Below are 15482 nucleotides of genomic sequence, written 5' to 3'. Positions count from 1 at the left end.
AAAATGAAGAATTTATTTGCCCTTGCTGCTATTCTGTTGCTGAGTTTTGTGAATGCTCAGAATAAAACCGAAGTTGCTTTTACAGAAACTCCCATTGTTTTAAAAATCAACATCGATCAGCTTTTTGGTACGTTGACCACTCCGAATTTAGAAAAAAGGTACCCGGTAGCTTTACTAATTTCAGGTTCAGGGCCTACGGATCGCAACGGAAATAATCCGATGATGAAAAACAATTCTCTGAAAATGCTGGCAGAAGCGCTGGCAAAAAACGGAATTGCATCATTACGGTACGACAAAAGAGGAATTGCAGAAAGTAAACCGGCTGCTATTTCAGAACATACTCTTGTATTTGAGAATTACACCGAAGATGCCAAAAGCTGGATCAATCTGTTAAAACAAGACAGACGTTTCTCTGAAGTAGTTGTAATTGGTCATAGCGAAGGTTCTCTGATTGGAATGATTGCCGGAGCAAAAGCCAGTAAGTTTATCTCAATCGCAGGCGCAGGAGAGTCTGCCGACCAATTGATTAAATCGCAAATTGCTTCCAAACAAAACAAACAAGTAGAGGAATTAACCTTCCCGATTATTGATAGCCTGAAAAGCGGATTTACAGTAAAGAAAGTAGACCCAATGCTTAATGCTCTTTTCAGACCAAGCATTCAGCCGTATTTAATTTCCTGGTTCAAATACAATCCGCAAAACGAAATCAAAAAACTAAATGTTCCTATTTTGATCGTTCAGGGAAATCAGGATTTACAAGTGACCGTAAAAGATGCTGAACTCTTATCGAAGGCCAATAAAAATGCTGAACTTTTGATCGTTGATAAAATGAATCATATCATGAAAATCATCGACGGAGATCATCAGGCCAACCTGGAAAGCTATAAAAAAGAGAATCTGCCTATCTCAGAAATCATGGTCAATAAGATTATTTCTTTCATTAAAAAATAATCTGCAATCATAAAAACATTAAAAATCCGTTTGAACTTATATTCAGGCGGATTTTTATTTGGGACAAACAGAAGTATATTCTTAGGTTTAACAAAAACTTTATTTATGAACTCCATCAAAAAAAACTATTTTTGCAACAATCAGTTAGCAATTTAACCCCTCAAATTTATTTATATGGTAAAGAAAATTTTAAAAATAACAGCTATAGTTCTTGTAGTCCTTGTAGCAGCCTTATTTGCCATTCCGTATTTCTTTAAAGATCAAATAAAAGCCAAAATTTCAGAAGCCATCAACAAAAGTGTTGATGCCAAGGTAAGTTTTACAGATGCCGATTTAAGTTTGTTTAAAAACTTTCCAAATGCCACCGTGGGAATCGAAAAACTGGTGATCATCAATAAAGCTCCATTTGAAGGAGATACTTTGGTTTCATTAGGCGAGCTGAATTTAAAAATGAGTATTAAGGAACTTTTCAAAGGAAAAGAAGAGCCTTTAAACATACAGGGAATCAGCTCTACAAATGGTCTGGTGAATATTATTTTCAACAAAGACGGTGTTGGTAATTTTGATATTGCCCTAAAAGACAAAGAAAAGGACGTGAAAGACGACAAAAGCAAACCGCTTTCACTGAAAATTCAAAATTATAAAATCGAAAATTTCACTTTCAGATACATCGATCAGGGATCTAAAATAAAAATGGTCATTGACAGTTTGAACCATGAAGGAACGGGCGATTTTACCAATTCAAAATTAGATTTAACAACAAAATCTGTTGCTAATGTTTCTTTGGATATGGATAAGATTAATTACATGAAAAATGTAAAACTGACTTTAGACGCTGTATTGGGAATTGACCTTGAAAAAAGCAAATATACCTTTAAAGAGAATAAAGCTTTAATCAATCAATTGCCTTTGGAATTTGACGGGTTTATTCAGATGGTGGATGCCGGACAAATTTATGACCTGAAGTTTAAGACTCCCACCTCATCTTTTACGAATTTCTTAGGACTGATTCCTTCTGCTTATGCTTCAAGTCTGGAAGGTGTAAAAACTACCGGAGATTTTACTGTAGCCGGTTTTGCTAAAGGTGAATTAACCGAGACTACTGTTCCTAAGTTTAATGTGGCAATTGCTTCTAACAATGCTTCGTTTCAATATCCAAACCTTCCAAAATCGGTTCAAAATATTGTGATTGACACGAAAATCATCAATGAAACGGGAATCCTGAATGACACTTATGTTAATTTGGATAAACTTTCCTTCCGAATCGATCAGGATGTTTTTAACGCCAAAGCTAATATCAAAAACATCACGCAAAATCCTATAGTGAATGCCGCTTTGAAAGGAACCATCAATCTGGCGAATCTTTCTAAGGCTTATCCAATTAAAATGGACAAACCTCTTGCCGGTATTTTAAAAGCTGATGTGACTACACAATTTGATATGGCTTCTGTTGAAAAGAGCCAATACCAGAATATCAAAAATGCCGGAACCATGAGTCTGTCCGGATTTAAATATACAGACGAAAACAATAAATCGATGAACATCAGTACGGCATTGGTAGAGTTTAATCCGAGTACCATAAACCTGAAGAAATTTGATGCCACAACAGAAAAAAGCGACTTAAGCATTAACGGAGTACTGGAAAATTTCTATGGTTTCATGTTCAAAAAACAAGAGCTGAGAGGAAACTTCAACATGAGTTCAAATCAGCTGGCAGTGGATGATTTTATGACTTCAGGAACTCCTGCTACAGAAAAAGCAGCTGCAAAACCTACTGAAGCGATGAAGATCCCCGCGTTCTTAAATTGTACTTTAAATGCTAAGGCTGCTACCGTTTTATACGACAATCTGAAACTAAAAGACGTTTCGGGAAGATTAATCGTTAAGGACGAAAAAGCTACTTTAGAAAACTTTAAAACCTCTATTTTTGGAGGAACAATTGGCCTTAACGGAGCTGTTTCTACCAAAACAAAAGTACCAACTTTTGACATGAATTTAGGTTTCAATCAGGTGGATATTGCGCAAACTTTTACGCAATTAGAAATGATGAAAAAAATTGCTCCTTTGGCAGGAATCATCAACGGAAAATTAAACTCGACTATAAAATTAAACGGAAACTTAGACGATAAGGAATTGACTCCGGATCTAAAATCAATCTCAGGAGATCTTTTAGGACAGCTGCTTTCAACTACTGTAAATTCTAAGAATTCAACTGTTATAAACGCCTTAACTTCTAACCTGAAATTTATTGATCCTAATAAAATAAATCTGAATGATATTAAAGCGGCTCTAACATTTGATAACGGAAAAGTGAGCGTAAAACCATTTGACATCAAATATCAGGACATTAAAATTACAATTGGCGGAACTCATGGTTTCGATCAAACGATGAACTATAATTTAAAATTAGATGTTCCGGCAAAATACTTAGGAAATGAAGCCAATGCCTTCCTTGCTAAAATGTCTCCGGCAGATGCTGCAAAACTGCAAAACATTCCAATAAATGCGGTACTTACAGGTAATTTTTCACATCCAAAAGTATCAACGGATATGAAAAGTGCCGTGACCAGTCTGGCTGCGCAGGTTGCGAATCAGCAAAGAGATAAACTGACTCAAAAAGGAACTTCGGCTCTTAATGATTTTATCAATAAAAATACGAAAGCTAAAGATACCACTAAAGCTGCTGCTACTGAAAAAGAGCAAAAAACTCAGGAGGTTACTAAAAAAGCCAGTGACTTAATCAATGGCTTGTTTAAGAAGAAAAACTAAACAAAAAAAAGGGCATCTACGGATGCCTTTTTTTGTTTCTTATAATTTAAATTGCTTGTCCTATAGTATTAAGCTTTCCATTGTTCAGGATGGAGTTTATGATTTTTACATAATCCTTTTTAGTATGCAAATTAATATCTATTCCGATGCTGCAATTGTCGTAAGGTTCGTATTTTTTAAGGTTTGAAACCGAAAAAAGCCCAATCGTTGGAGTCTGAACGGCACTGGCTAAATGCATGATTCCACTATCAGCACCAATAAACAAATCAGTATTGGCAATTACCGACCCTATTTCGCGGATATCTTTACTGTAAAATGTAGGTGCCTGAAATGCGATTTGCGAAACATTTTCTACAGGCAGAATCTCAATAATATTATAGTCTTTATATTCCTCTTTAAGTTGCCTATAAAAGTTCTCCCACCATTGTTCCGACAAGCATTTTGCTCCAGTCGCATACGTAAAAATACAGATGGTTCTTTTAGAATTAGGCACTAAGTCTTTCAAAATTTTCTTTCCGTTAGCTATTTCGGCAGAAGATAGTTTAAGGTCAATCGGGGCTATTATTTTGTTGCTTTTTGCTAATCCAAGTTTCGTCAAATAATTTCGGAAGTTATAAACGGGATATTTCGCAATATGTTCGTAGTCTTTTTTTACAAGTTGAGATTCATCATTTAAATCTCCGTAAAATTTATATTTAGCATTAGAGAATTGGACTGCTAAACGTCCTGAAGAAGAGTTTTGATCTACGTTGATCGCGACATCGTATTTTTGTGTTTTTATTGAAATCCAGACATTCAGATATTCCAACAAGCTTTTGAACGGTTTTTTAGGCAAACCAATTACCTTATTGATGTTTTGATAATTTCCAAAAATTACTGGAGCTAAAGCTCCCTTAACAAACAAATCGACTTTACAATTTGGAAACATATCGTTGACTTCCTGAACCAGCGGCGTAATCAATAATAAGTTTCCGAGTCTGGCATTTGGCCTGCAGATCAGGACCCGCCTAATTTCTGTTTTATCCACTAAAACAATATGCTGCTCTGATCTTGGTTTTCCAATGTTCTTAGTGAGACGGTGCATTACGCTGCGCCTGATCACATTTATTCTTTTTAAAGCACTCATCTTTTAACTAATTTATTTATTAAACATTTATCTTTAGAAATTAAAAAAAACTTCCGTTTACCTTTTTACTAAACTAAGTTCTCTTAAGACTAAAAATTAAAATCTTTTAACAAATGATTATTATAAAATTGTAATCAAATCTTTCAGGATTCAGAATACAACTTGCTAAAAATTGTGCTACAAATATAATAAAAAAAATTAACAGCTAATATCTTACATATTTTTTTATAGATGTTAAACTGCAATACTAACTACATAACCTTCCGAACCTCTGACATTAAAAACGGTTCCGTTCTCAAAGATTAAATATTGTCCTTTGATTCCGGTTAATTTCCCCTGAAATGATGGGGTTTTATCCAGATTCAGACTGGTTACTTTAGTTGGATAATTTAAAACGGGATACTGCAATTCATACAGATCATTTTTTTGGGTATAAAAATATTCCTGTACTTCTGCCGGAATCAAACTTTCCACTTTTGCCTTTTCTGTCACCAGGTCGAAACTTTCACCTGTATTTTGAAGCATTTTTCTCCAGTTTGTTTTATCCGTATAATGGTCTTTTAATGCCACCTCAGTAATTCCGGCTAAATATCGGTTTGGAACCTCAACAATCGCAATAGCCTGTGTAGCTCCCTGATCGATCCAACGTGTTGGAACCTGAGTTTTACGCGTTACTCCAACTTTTACTTCACTTGCCAAAGCCAGATATACAACATGAGGCTGAAGCTGTACTTTCTGTTCGTATTCCAAATCACGGTCTGCAATTCCTAAGTGTGCGGTACTGAGTTCCGGTCGCATAATCCAATCACCAACAGCAGGGCTTGAGTAAAAGCACTCATAACAAAATCCCTGGCGGTAGATCTTTTTCTTTTTATGACAATTCAAGCATTCAAATCCGACGAAATTGATCTCAATTTCTTTGTTCAGTAATTGGTTCATGTTTAAAAAACTGTCTTCAAATACCAAATAATACTGAATCGGAGCCCCTATTTCAGTTTGCATTTTTGTAAGTACGCCTTGATATGTCATTAGAATTTAGATTGCTGATTGTAGATTTTAGATTTGTCGGTCAGAATTCTGAATTTTAAGAGTTAAAATTCCGCTGAACCGGAATGTTTAATGAAAATAGCATGTTATTTTTTACAAAAAAACACTATTTTTGATACAACGGCAAAGTTACTATTTGTCTTTCGATATTCAAATTTTAAGGTTCCTGATTTTACGCGAATTGTAAAATCTAAAATCTACAATCAGCAATCTAAAATATAAATTTCACCCATGCCCTTATCAATAATCAACTCTTTCGCTTCGTGGGTCCTAAAACAAAGGATACATCAAATAGAACTTTTTCTAAAATATCCGAATGAAGTTCAGGAGGAACTGTTGCACAATTTGCTGACCGCTTCAGAAAATACTATTATAGGGAAACAGTATGATTTTGGATCGATTAATTCTTATCAGACTTTTGCTGAAAGGGTACCGATTGCTACTTATGAGGAGCTTCAGCCATTGATTGAACGTACGCGTCAGGGGGAACAGAATGTATTTTGGGAAACACCAATAAAATGGTTTGCTAAATCAAGCGGAACTACGAATGCCAAAAGTAAATTCATCCCAGTGAGTAATGAGGCCCTCGAGGATTGTCATTATAAAGGAAGTAAAGATTTGCTTTGTCTCTACCTCAACAACAATGAGGATTCGGAATTGTTTCTGGGTAAAAGTCTTCGTCTGGGCGGAAGTTCTCAGATCTACGAGAACAACAATACGTTCTTTGGAGATTTATCTGCTATTCTGATTGAAAACATGCCTATCTGGGCCGAGTTTAGCAGTACTCCGAGCAGTAAAACTTCTCTGATGAGCGAATGGGAATCTAAAATTGCTGCGATTATAAATGAAACAAAAAACGAAAATGTAACCAGTTTTGCGGGCGTTCCGTCATGGATGCTGGTTTTAATGAATAAAGTTTTAGAAAATACGGGGAAAGAAAGTCTTCTTGATATCTGGCCTAATCTGGAAGTGTATTTCCATGGAGGTGTAAGCTTCTCTCCTTATAAAGAGCAATACAAAAATATTTTACCTAGCAAAGATTTCAGGTACTACGAAATATACAATGCTTCTGAAGGTTTTTTTGCTATTCAGGATTTAAACAATTCAAGTGATTTATTGCTGATGCTGGATTATGGCATTTTCTATGAATTCATATCGATGGATACGTTTGGCACTCCAAACCAAAAAGTAATTCGTCTGGCTGATGTTGAATTAAACAAAAACTATGCGATTGTCATTACGACCAATTCGGGTTTATGGCGTTACTTGATTGGGGATACGGTTCGTTTTACTTCTCTAAATCCATACAGAATCAGAGTAACAGGCAGAACAAAACATCATATTAATGTGTTTGGAGAGGAATTAATGGTCGAAAATACCGATCAGGCGATTGCCAAGGCCTGCCAGCTCACTCATACTGAAGTGATCGATTATACCGTTGCGCCTATTTTTATGCAGGACAAGGAAAAAGGAGCTCACGAATGGATGATTGAGTTTAAGAAAAAACCTGCTGATGTGGGACTTTTTCAAAAAGTGCTCGATGAAACGTTACAGACTTTGAATTCAGACTACGAAGCCAAACGTCACAACAATATGACTTTAAATCCTCTGGTGATTAATGTGGCTCGTGAGAACCTGTTTTACGATTGGTTAAAAGAACGGGACAAATTAGGCGGACAGCATAAAATTCCAAGACTTTCGAATCAGAGGGATTATTTGGAGCAGTTGAAGGAGATGTAGAGTTTAAATTTTCAGCATCATGTCATCTTCTACTGAAAAATTTTATTCCTTTAATGTAGCAGAATTCAAATCCAATCGGTTTTTATAAAATGAGCAAATATCTTTTTATCTTAAGTTTGATTTTAATTTCCTGCACAAACGCACAAAAGGAGTATCAGAGAATTATTGTAATTCAGCCTTTGGGAAATTTCAAAGCTGAGCAGGCGAGAAATGTTCACACTAAAATTAAAGCTATTAACCCAAATGTTGTTTTAAGGGAAAATATACCTTTTCCAAAAAACTCTTTCTACAAACCCAGAAACAGATATAGGGCTGATAGTATTATTAAAACCATCAAGGATAATGTTGGCAAAGATTCTGTAATTGTGGGTTTATCCAACAGCGACATTAGCGTTACAAAAGGCAAGATCAGGGATTGGGGCGTTATGGGACTGGGGTATCATCCAGGTAAATCCTGTGTTGTTTCTGATTTTAGGCTGAGCAAAAGAAACAAAGAAATACAATTCTATAAAGTTGTTTTACATGAGTTAGGCCATACTGAAGGATTAGCTCATTGTGCAACCAAAAACTGTTTAATGAGGGATGCTGAAGGAAAAAATCATCTGGACGAAGAAACTGATTTTTGTTTCAAATGCAAAAAATACTTAATTGAAAAAGGCTGGAAATTAAACAAATCTACAAGCTGATAACTTGTCATAAAACATCAAATTAACCAAAACCATAATAAAATGAAAAACGAAAAATTTAGTAAAATGACCACCGAAGAGCTGCTTAAAAGCCAACAAATATCAAAAACAGCGGCGTATGCATTTGCCGTAATCTTACTTTTATTATTCATTGTGAACATCTATCTTGTTTTTAAAAAAGGATTTAGTGCTTCTCAGATTGTCCCTATTGCTCTATTACCTTTACTTCTTTTAAATTTCAAAACTTTAAAAGACATTAAAGAGGAATTGAAGTCCAGAGAAAAATAAGCACCAATACTATCGCCGAATTGCATGAGGGATAGAAGTGGAAATCCTTTTGTGTCCGCCGTGGCGGACACAAAAGATTACAACGGATAGCCCGACCCGCTTTTTCAGCGGGACATGCCCATAGCTTCGACTTCACTCAGCTTGACTAAAATGAGCGAAATCAAAGTTCTTTTTAGCATTACAGGGCTTCGACTTCGCTCAGCCCGACAATAGATTTACATCATATCGATATACCTGTCGTGATATCCTAAAAGGTATAAAACTCCGTCAAGACCCAGACTTGAAATTGACGTTGCTGCATTTTCCTTTACTTTTGGTTTGGCATGAAAGGCGATTCCCAGACCTGCTAAATTGATCATTGGCAAATCATTGGCACCATCTCCAACCGCAATCGTCTGGTTGATGTGAATTCCTTCTTTGTCGGCGATTGCTTTTAGGTATTCGGCTTTCTTTTGGCCGTCTACAATATCGCCTATATATTTACCGGTAAGTTTACCGTCTTTTATCTCTAATTTATTGGCATGAACGTAATCGATACCCAATTCTTTTTGCAGATATTCTCCAAAATAGGTGAATCCTCCAGACAAAATTGCGGTTTTGTATCCATAATATTTCAGGGCTTTCATTAAGCGATGCGCTCCTTTTGTAATCGGTAAATTGACTGCTACATTCTGCAGAACATCTTCACTCAATCCTTCGAGCAATGCCATACGCTGTTTGAAACTTTCGTTGAAGTCAATCTCACCATTCATTGCAGATTCTGTGATAGCTCTAACCTGATCTCCTACTCCGTTCAGCTCAGCCAGTTCGTCGATTACCTCGGTCTGAATTAAAGTAGAATCCATATCGAAACATACCAAACGCCTGTTTCGTCTGTAAATATTGTCTTCCTGAAAGGATATATCTACATTTAACGTTCTGGAAATTTCCATAAAACTTGCCGTCATGTCAATCTTATTAACGATCTCTCCGGTCACAGACAATTGTATGCAGGAACGAGGGTATTCTTCCAGATCTACAATAGAAGTTCTTCCTGTTAATCTTATAATAGAATCAATATTCAGATTTTGGGCTGACATTATTTTGGTCACAGCAGCCAATTGAGAAGCAGCTAGTTTTTCGCCCAAAATATTGATGATATAACGTTGTTTAGATTGTGATTTTACCCACTTTTCGTAATCGTCGATAGAAATTGGAATAAATTTCACTTTAATTTCCAATTCATAAGCTTTGAACAATAAATCTTTTAAAACGGGGCCGGAAGAGGAACCTGCCTGAATTTCGAATAAAATTCCCAGAGAAAGCGTATCATGAATATCGGCCTGACCAATATCTAAAATATTTGCATCATAAGTTGCCAATACAGCGGTTAAACCTGCTGTTACTCCTATTTTATCATGTCCTGAAACTTTTAATAAAATAATCTCTTTATCTTCTGTTGCCATTTTATGTTTATTGATTTTACGAAGCGACAAAAATCGGCAATCTAATGTTGATAAAAAAGGATATTGCTTGTTTTTTAAAGAGAAAAAGCACCTAATACTGTGCTTTTTGGAGTAATTTAACAATAATGTTCAGGGATCGGAATTACCTAACTTTTTCGATCTCTGAATTGTTTTTTTTATCACAGATTTCAAGGATTAAAATGGTGAATCCCTGAAATCTTTTGTATTGTGATAAAATATAAAAAGTTGTTTTTAGCCTGCCTGGTTTTCATCAAAGTTTACCATCCAGCTTACATCAAACTTATCTTTGAACATTCCAAAATAGGCTCCCCAAAAGGTTTTCGCCATTGGCATAAAAACGGTTCCTCCTGCTGAGAGTCCGTTGAAAATACGGTCCCCTTCTGCTGCACTGTCTACATTTATAGAGATAGAGAAATTCCCGCCAAAGGTTACGTCTCCGGATTGCTCACTGCTATCGCTTCCCATCAGGATGGTGTTTCCAATTGGCAAGGAGACGTGCATGATTCGGTTAGCATCTTTTTCAGATACCGGAGCACCGCATCCTTCCTCACCTTCCGGCATTTCACTAAATCTTCCAAGAAACGGAAATTCTCCTCCAAAGACGGATTGATAAAACAGAAATGCTTCTTCGCAATTTCCGTTAAAAATTAAATAAGGGTTTACTGCTGTTGCCATGATATTTGTTTTTTTGTTTGTTGTTTGTTTTTTATTTTTCTGAAAGTTCTTTAGCGGTCTCCAATCCTTTAGGAAATGCTTCTTTAAAATAATCGATGTATTTTTCGACTACATCTACCTGGGCTACCAAATCAGTAAATTCGTCATCGGCAGTCAACCGATACGTTTCCATGGCACCTGTCCACTTTTTGGTTTCTTCGTCAAGAGGCAATTCTTTAAAGTTTTTGATTTCGCCTATATGCTTAAAAGCCATATACTCATTTGGAATTTTCGTTTCAATGACACTATTCATTCCTTCTCCGTTTGGAGACAAGAAATGTATTTTATCGCCCTGCTTCCATTCACTTACGGCGTATGAACCTTCGCAAAAAGATCCTGTCCACTTCTTATACGTTTCTTCATCCCATAAAACTGCCCAGACTTTTTGTACCGGGGCTTTAATTCTGATTTTAAATTCTAATGTTTCCATACTCATGATAGTTTACTAAAATCCATAAATAGAACATTCCAGCGATGACCGTCTAAATCTGCAAATCCACAGCCGTACATCCATCCCTGACTTTCTGACGGCGGAGCAAAAATAGTTCCTCCCGCTTCTTTGACTTTCCTTGCCAGTTCATCTACTTCCGCAACACTTTCAGCATCAATCGAGATCAGAAATTCCGTACTTGTTTTAGTATCTGTCAATTGATTATGAGAAAAACTGACAAACAATTTTTCTTCAAAAAGCATTACTACAAATTTTCCTTCTCCAATCACCATACAAGTTGACTTTGGTGTGTCGTGTTCTTCATTAAAAGAGAATCCTATTTCCGAAAAAAAAGCTTTTGATTTTGCCACCTCTTTTACCGGCAAATTCAGCCATACTTGCTTTGTCATCCTAACTTTTTTTAAAATTAAATTCTATCCGTGTGATTTAAATTAAGCTTATTATTTACTGAGAGACACCGCCATACAAAGTTTCTTTAAGTTTATAGCATCCCTTCAAAAATTACCAAAATCTGTTCCCTTTGCTGCTCTAAACCTTAAAAGAAATTAATTGCTTTCGGCATAACTTTTAAAATTATCCATGATGGCTTGCCAACCTCCACGCTGCATTTCTTCAGGATTTTCTGTTTCGGGATCAAATTTTTCAATTACCTCAACTCCGCTTGGCGTTTCTTTAAAAGTAATTTCAACTTTTCTTCCATCGTCTAAAATGTATTCAATAGCTTTATTTTTTTCTACCAAAGTGTACTCCCCTCCAAAATCAAAACTCATACTGCCGTCTTTTGCAGCCATAGTCGATGTAAATTTTCCTCCTTCTCTTAAATCATTTTCCGCGTAAGGCGTATGCCAGTCCGGTGAAGCAAAATTCCATTTTGTAATGTGTTCCGGTGCCGTCCAAAATTCCCAAACTTTGTCTACTGATGCGTTAATTGTGTTTTGTACTGTTATCATTTTGTTTCTGTTTTTAATTATATTTTTAAAATTGGTTCTTGTTTTGTTTTTTGTCTAGTTATTTTCGACATACTCTTTAAAACAGTCAATCACGGCCTGGCACCATTGCTGCTGCATGTTTTCAGGGTTTTCTGTTTCGGGTTGAAATACTTCTGTGAGAATTACTTTTTCACCACTTTCTTCAAAGAGAACACTTCCTGTTCTGTTATCGGATAGTTTATACTCTATTAATTCAAAAGTTTCTACCCGGATATAAACTCCTTCAAAATCAAAAGAGGCAGTTCCGTCTTTCGCAGCCATCGTATATTTGAATTTACCTCCAGCCTTCAAATCATTTTCGACATAAGGAGTGTACCAGTCCGGAGAACCAAAACTCCATTTTACTATATGTTCCGGCGCTGTCCAAAACTCCCAGACTTTGTTTACAGCTGCGTTAATTGTGTTTTGTACCGTTATCATTGTTTATTTATTAAAATCAAAGATCTTTCTTTATAAAATTACAAATTATTTAAAGCAAATTTAATTTTTTAAGATTAGCTTTAAGTTACATTAAAAGTCATTTTTAGGGTCATTTAAGACAAAATACTTACTTTTGTAACCTATCATTTTTCCAAAAACCAATGCAATCATGACTAAGAAAGTAGGATTAATTGTTCCGCACGACTATAAATTACTAAGTATAGCTGCTATTTTAGAAGTTTTTGAAACCGCCAACAAACTTGCTAAAGACGACGAAAAGCCTTTTGAGATTATGGTATTTCAATTGGCAGAACAGATCAAAGAAGCAAATTTGTTCGGTTATAAAGTAAATCCGATTGAAGATTCTATAGTCCCCCTTGAACTTATTCTGATTCCGGCTTTTACTACGGATAATATGAGCGAAATGATCGCAAAAAACAAAAACTTTATTCCCTGGCTGAAAAAGCACCATCAATCCGGTGCCGAACTGGCCAGTTTTTGTACGGGTGCCTTTTTATTTGCCGCCTCCGGTTTGCTTAACGAAAAGTTGGCCACAACTCATGTCGATGCCTGCAGTGCTTTTACCAAAGCGTTCCCGCTCGTAAAATTGAAGCCTGAAGAAACTTTAACGGCCGACGGTAGTTTATATACAAGTGGAGGCTCTACCTCAACGTTTCACCTGTTGATTCTTTTGGTTCAGAAATACTGTGGAAATGAGATTGCAGTTCAGATTGCAAAGATTTTTTCGATCGACCTAAACCGATACAAGCAGAGTTATTTCAGCACCTTTAGACCCAACCATTTGCACAATGATACTTTGGTCGCCATGCTGCAGCAAAAAATAGAAAGTCAGTACCATACGATCGAAAAACTGGAAGAAATCACCAAAGACATTCCTACCAGTACCCGTAATATGACGCGACGCTTCAAACAGGTCACCGGCATCCCGCCTATTGAATACCTGCAAAATATAAGAGTCGAAAGCTCAAAGAAATATCTGGAACAAACACAGCTTTCGATTTCTGAAATTATTGAGAAAACGGGCTATAATGATCCGAAAGCCTTTAGGAAAGTTTTTTATAAAATGGTAGGCATGAAACCTATTGAGTATCGGGAGAAGTTTAGGGTGCAGTGATTTTTTCAGGAGCAGCAACTTTCATTTTCAAAAGAACCTCCAGTCCTGCTCTTCACTGTATCTTTTGCTCTAAACCCCAGAGCAAAAGGATGCTGTTTCGATCAGGGCTATTATAGAAGGTTCATTTTTCAAAACACCAAAAAAACAGGACAATGTAAATACGCTAAATTTTTTTAAACCTTTAGTTATCATTTATTACAACAAACAAATTTTACACTCTTTAATCCTTTTTATAAGAATAAATAAAAAGGATATAAATCTGATCCATTTACAAATTGTCTTTATTTATTCTTTTCATCGCAGCTTCTTCCTGAATAATCCGAATCACTAAAATGACCAGATATAAAGGAAAAATGTATGTTAATGTCTTCCATGCATTACACAATAAGGCAACTCCCACAAGCTCAGGAATGATGTTTAAAAAGTAATTTGGATGTCGTATCGTTCGAAACAAAAATGATCGGACTACTTTGTGATTAGGAGCAATGTATATTTTCACAGTCCATATTGCTCTTAACTGATACATAATAAAAAAAAGCATTGTATACCCAAAGATCATAAGACAAAGTCCGTATTTACTATAAGTATTGAACGTTATTTTCTGTATATAAGCTTCATAAAATGAAAACACGTAAAACAGAAAGTGGGTTACTGATAGAAAAAAGGAGTTTAGTCTTCCAAATTGTATTGCTCCCTCAGCTTTTAATCTTTTCTCATTTGCAAGAGATATTGCAAGCGATACAAATCTCACCGTAAAAAAAACGATTAAAATAATTAGTACTTTACTCATAGTCGGTTATGTTTAATTAAGATGATATTTTCAGGACAATGTCAATCAAATAGTTCTCAATTATAACTAGTAATTAACACAATCGCCAATTAATCTAACCAGCGTATCCATTTCATACAAATATACTTTTTTAAATGTAAGAAAAAACCCAAGACAGACTAAGTTATGAAGTTGTTATCCTGCATAAAAAAACCTGCTCGAACTAACGAACAGGTTTTTTCTAAATTATTAAATCTTACTATAGAAACTTACGAAGCAATTTCCATACGTTTCAATAGATTTTTATTCAAAGTATGTTTTATAAAAATTTTACCAATACTTAAAAATATTAACTTAAAGTAATTGGAAAGTTTAGATACCAAACCCATTTATTATGGACTTTCTTATAAACTTTTACTGTAGTGGCGCCACATCCGTCATAATTACAGGCGCTACTAAAAAAAATAAAAACCACTTTTTTGTCTTTGGAATAGATTGGAGGTGAGGCACTAAACCTAATAGTTTCATAAGGTGTCGATTCACTATATTTTATAAAAGGATATTTGAATTTACTTAAATTCCAATTTACTTCTTTTCTCTTTTGATTGGCTAAGTATTCAAAGTTCATTGATTTAATTAACTTTTTTATTTTTACAGAATCTATTGGTGTATAAAAGTACTCTTCAAAAGCTTTTTTAGTGAAGAATCTTTTTTGATCTTTAAATACCAGACTCTTTGCATAAAGACCTACAGCTGTATCGTTATCCTTTACATATAACTGTTTTCTACCCTCTATTAAACTATTTGTTATTTGATTTATTACCTCATAATCTTCGTTATCAACTTTGCTGCTTGTTTGACCAGTAGCAACATTGGCGAATAAAGAGAAAAACAAAAAAATGAAGTATGCTCTCGTATTTTTAAATTTGTT

General features: G+C 35.3%; 16 protein-coding genes. 6 read left to right on the top strand and 10 right to left on the bottom strand.

The window, feature by feature from the left end; all coding sequences use genetic code 11:
• Positions 1–3 precede the first annotated feature (3 nt).
• Both OLM58_RS10880 and OLM58_RS10875 read left to right on the top strand, forming a co-directional pair.
• Positions 4–951, top strand: coding sequence for an alpha/beta hydrolase family protein (locus tag OLM58_RS10880; protein WP_264532295.1), 948 nt, complete (start codon positions 4–6; stop codon positions 949–951).
• A 174-nt stretch (positions 952–1125) separates the two neighbouring features.
• Positions 1126–3720 carry an AsmA family protein gene (locus OLM58_RS10875; RefSeq protein WP_264532294.1) on the top strand — a complete coding sequence of 865 codons (2595 nt, stop codon included), beginning with the start codon at positions 1126–1128 and terminating at the stop codon, positions 3718–3720.
• A 46-nt stretch (positions 3721–3766) separates the two neighbouring features.
• On the opposite strand, the gene OLM58_RS10870 is transcribed toward OLM58_RS10875, so the two are convergent.
• Positions 3767–4846 carry a glycosyltransferase family 9 protein gene (locus tag OLM58_RS10870; protein WP_264532293.1) on the bottom strand — a complete coding sequence of 360 codons (1080 nt, stop codon included), beginning with the start codon at positions 4844–4846 and terminating at the stop codon, positions 3767–3769.
• A gap of 234 nt (positions 4847–5080) precedes the next feature.
• Positions 5081–5875: a DUF2797 domain-containing protein gene (locus tag OLM58_RS10865; protein WP_264532292.1), complete on the bottom strand. Its 795-nt coding sequence runs from the start codon at positions 5873–5875 to the stop codon at positions 5081–5083.
• 249 nt (positions 5876–6124) lie between these two features.
• Between OLM58_RS10865 and OLM58_RS10860 the strand changes: the two genes are divergently transcribed.
• From OLM58_RS10860 to OLM58_RS10850, 3 genes are all read left to right on the top strand, one after another.
• Positions 6125–7633 (top strand): GH3 auxin-responsive promoter family protein, encoded by a 1509-nt coding sequence (locus OLM58_RS10860; protein ID WP_264532291.1) that lies wholly within the window; start codon positions 6125–6127, stop codon positions 7631–7633.
• A gap of 179 nt (positions 7634–7812) precedes the next feature.
• Positions 7813–8319, top strand: a complete 507-nt coding sequence (locus tag OLM58_RS10855; RefSeq protein WP_264532290.1) for a matrixin family metalloprotease — start codon at positions 7813–7815, stop codon at positions 8317–8319.
• Between the two features lie 42 nt (positions 8320–8361).
• The gene (locus tag OLM58_RS10850) at positions 8362–8607 is read left to right on the top strand and encodes a redox-active disulfide protein 2 (RefSeq protein WP_249967037.1); all 246 of its coding nucleotides are present in this window, start codon (positions 8362–8364) and stop codon (positions 8605–8607) included.
• 215 nt (positions 8608–8822) lie between these two features.
• On the opposite strand, the gene serB is transcribed toward OLM58_RS10850, so the two are convergent.
• From serB to OLM58_RS10820, 6 genes are all read right to left on the bottom strand, one after another.
• Entirely contained in the window at positions 8823–10052 is a 1230-nt protein-coding gene (gene serB / locus OLM58_RS10845; protein WP_264532289.1) for a phosphoserine phosphatase SerB, read from the bottom strand.
• A gap of 252 nt (positions 10053–10304) precedes the next feature.
• Positions 10305–10748, bottom strand: coding sequence for a VOC family protein (locus OLM58_RS10840; protein WP_264532288.1), 444 nt, complete (start codon positions 10746–10748; stop codon positions 10305–10307).
• 31 nt (positions 10749–10779) lie between these two features.
• Complete coding sequence (locus OLM58_RS10835; RefSeq protein ID WP_264532287.1) at positions 10780–11217, bottom strand: SRPBCC domain-containing protein; 438 nt, start codon at positions 11215–11217, stop codon at positions 10780–10782.
• A gap of 2 nt (positions 11218–11219) precedes the next feature.
• Positions 11220–11627 (bottom strand): VOC family protein, encoded by a 408-nt coding sequence (locus OLM58_RS10830; RefSeq protein ID WP_264532286.1) that lies wholly within the window; start codon positions 11625–11627, stop codon positions 11220–11222.
• A gap of 156 nt (positions 11628–11783) precedes the next feature.
• On the bottom strand, positions 11784–12188 hold the full coding sequence (locus tag OLM58_RS10825) for an SRPBCC family protein (protein WP_264532285.1): 405 nt from the start codon (positions 12186–12188) through the stop codon (positions 11784–11786).
• Between the two features lie 54 nt (positions 12189–12242).
• Positions 12243–12647 (bottom strand): SRPBCC domain-containing protein, encoded by a 405-nt coding sequence (locus tag OLM58_RS10820; RefSeq protein ID WP_264532284.1) that lies wholly within the window; start codon positions 12645–12647, stop codon positions 12243–12245.
• 169 nt (positions 12648–12816) lie between these two features.
• On the opposite strand from OLM58_RS10820, the gene OLM58_RS10815 reads away from it, so the two are divergent.
• Positions 12817–13782, top strand: a complete 966-nt coding sequence (locus OLM58_RS10815; RefSeq protein ID WP_264532283.1) for a GlxA family transcriptional regulator — start codon at positions 12817–12819, stop codon at positions 13780–13782.
• 268 nt (positions 13783–14050) lie between these two features.
• Here OLM58_RS10815 and OLM58_RS10810 read toward each other — a convergent pair whose 3' ends face one another.
• Positions 14051–14572, bottom strand: coding sequence for an isoprenylcysteine carboxyl methyltransferase family protein (locus OLM58_RS10810; RefSeq protein WP_264532282.1), 522 nt, complete (start codon positions 14570–14572; stop codon positions 14051–14053).
• Positions 14573–14900: 328 nt separating this feature from the next.
• Complete coding sequence (locus tag OLM58_RS10805) at positions 14901–15446, bottom strand: hypothetical protein (protein WP_264532281.1); 546 nt, start codon at positions 15444–15446, stop codon at positions 14901–14903.
• Positions 15447–15482 lie beyond the last annotated feature (36 nt).

The organism is Flavobacterium sp. N502540, from assembly GCF_025947365.1.
GTDB lineage: Bacteria > Bacteroidota > Bacteroidia > Flavobacteriales > Flavobacteriaceae > Flavobacterium.
The sequence above is the reverse complement of the archived record's forward strand: the minus strand, read 5'-3'. Positions and strand labels throughout refer to the sequence as shown.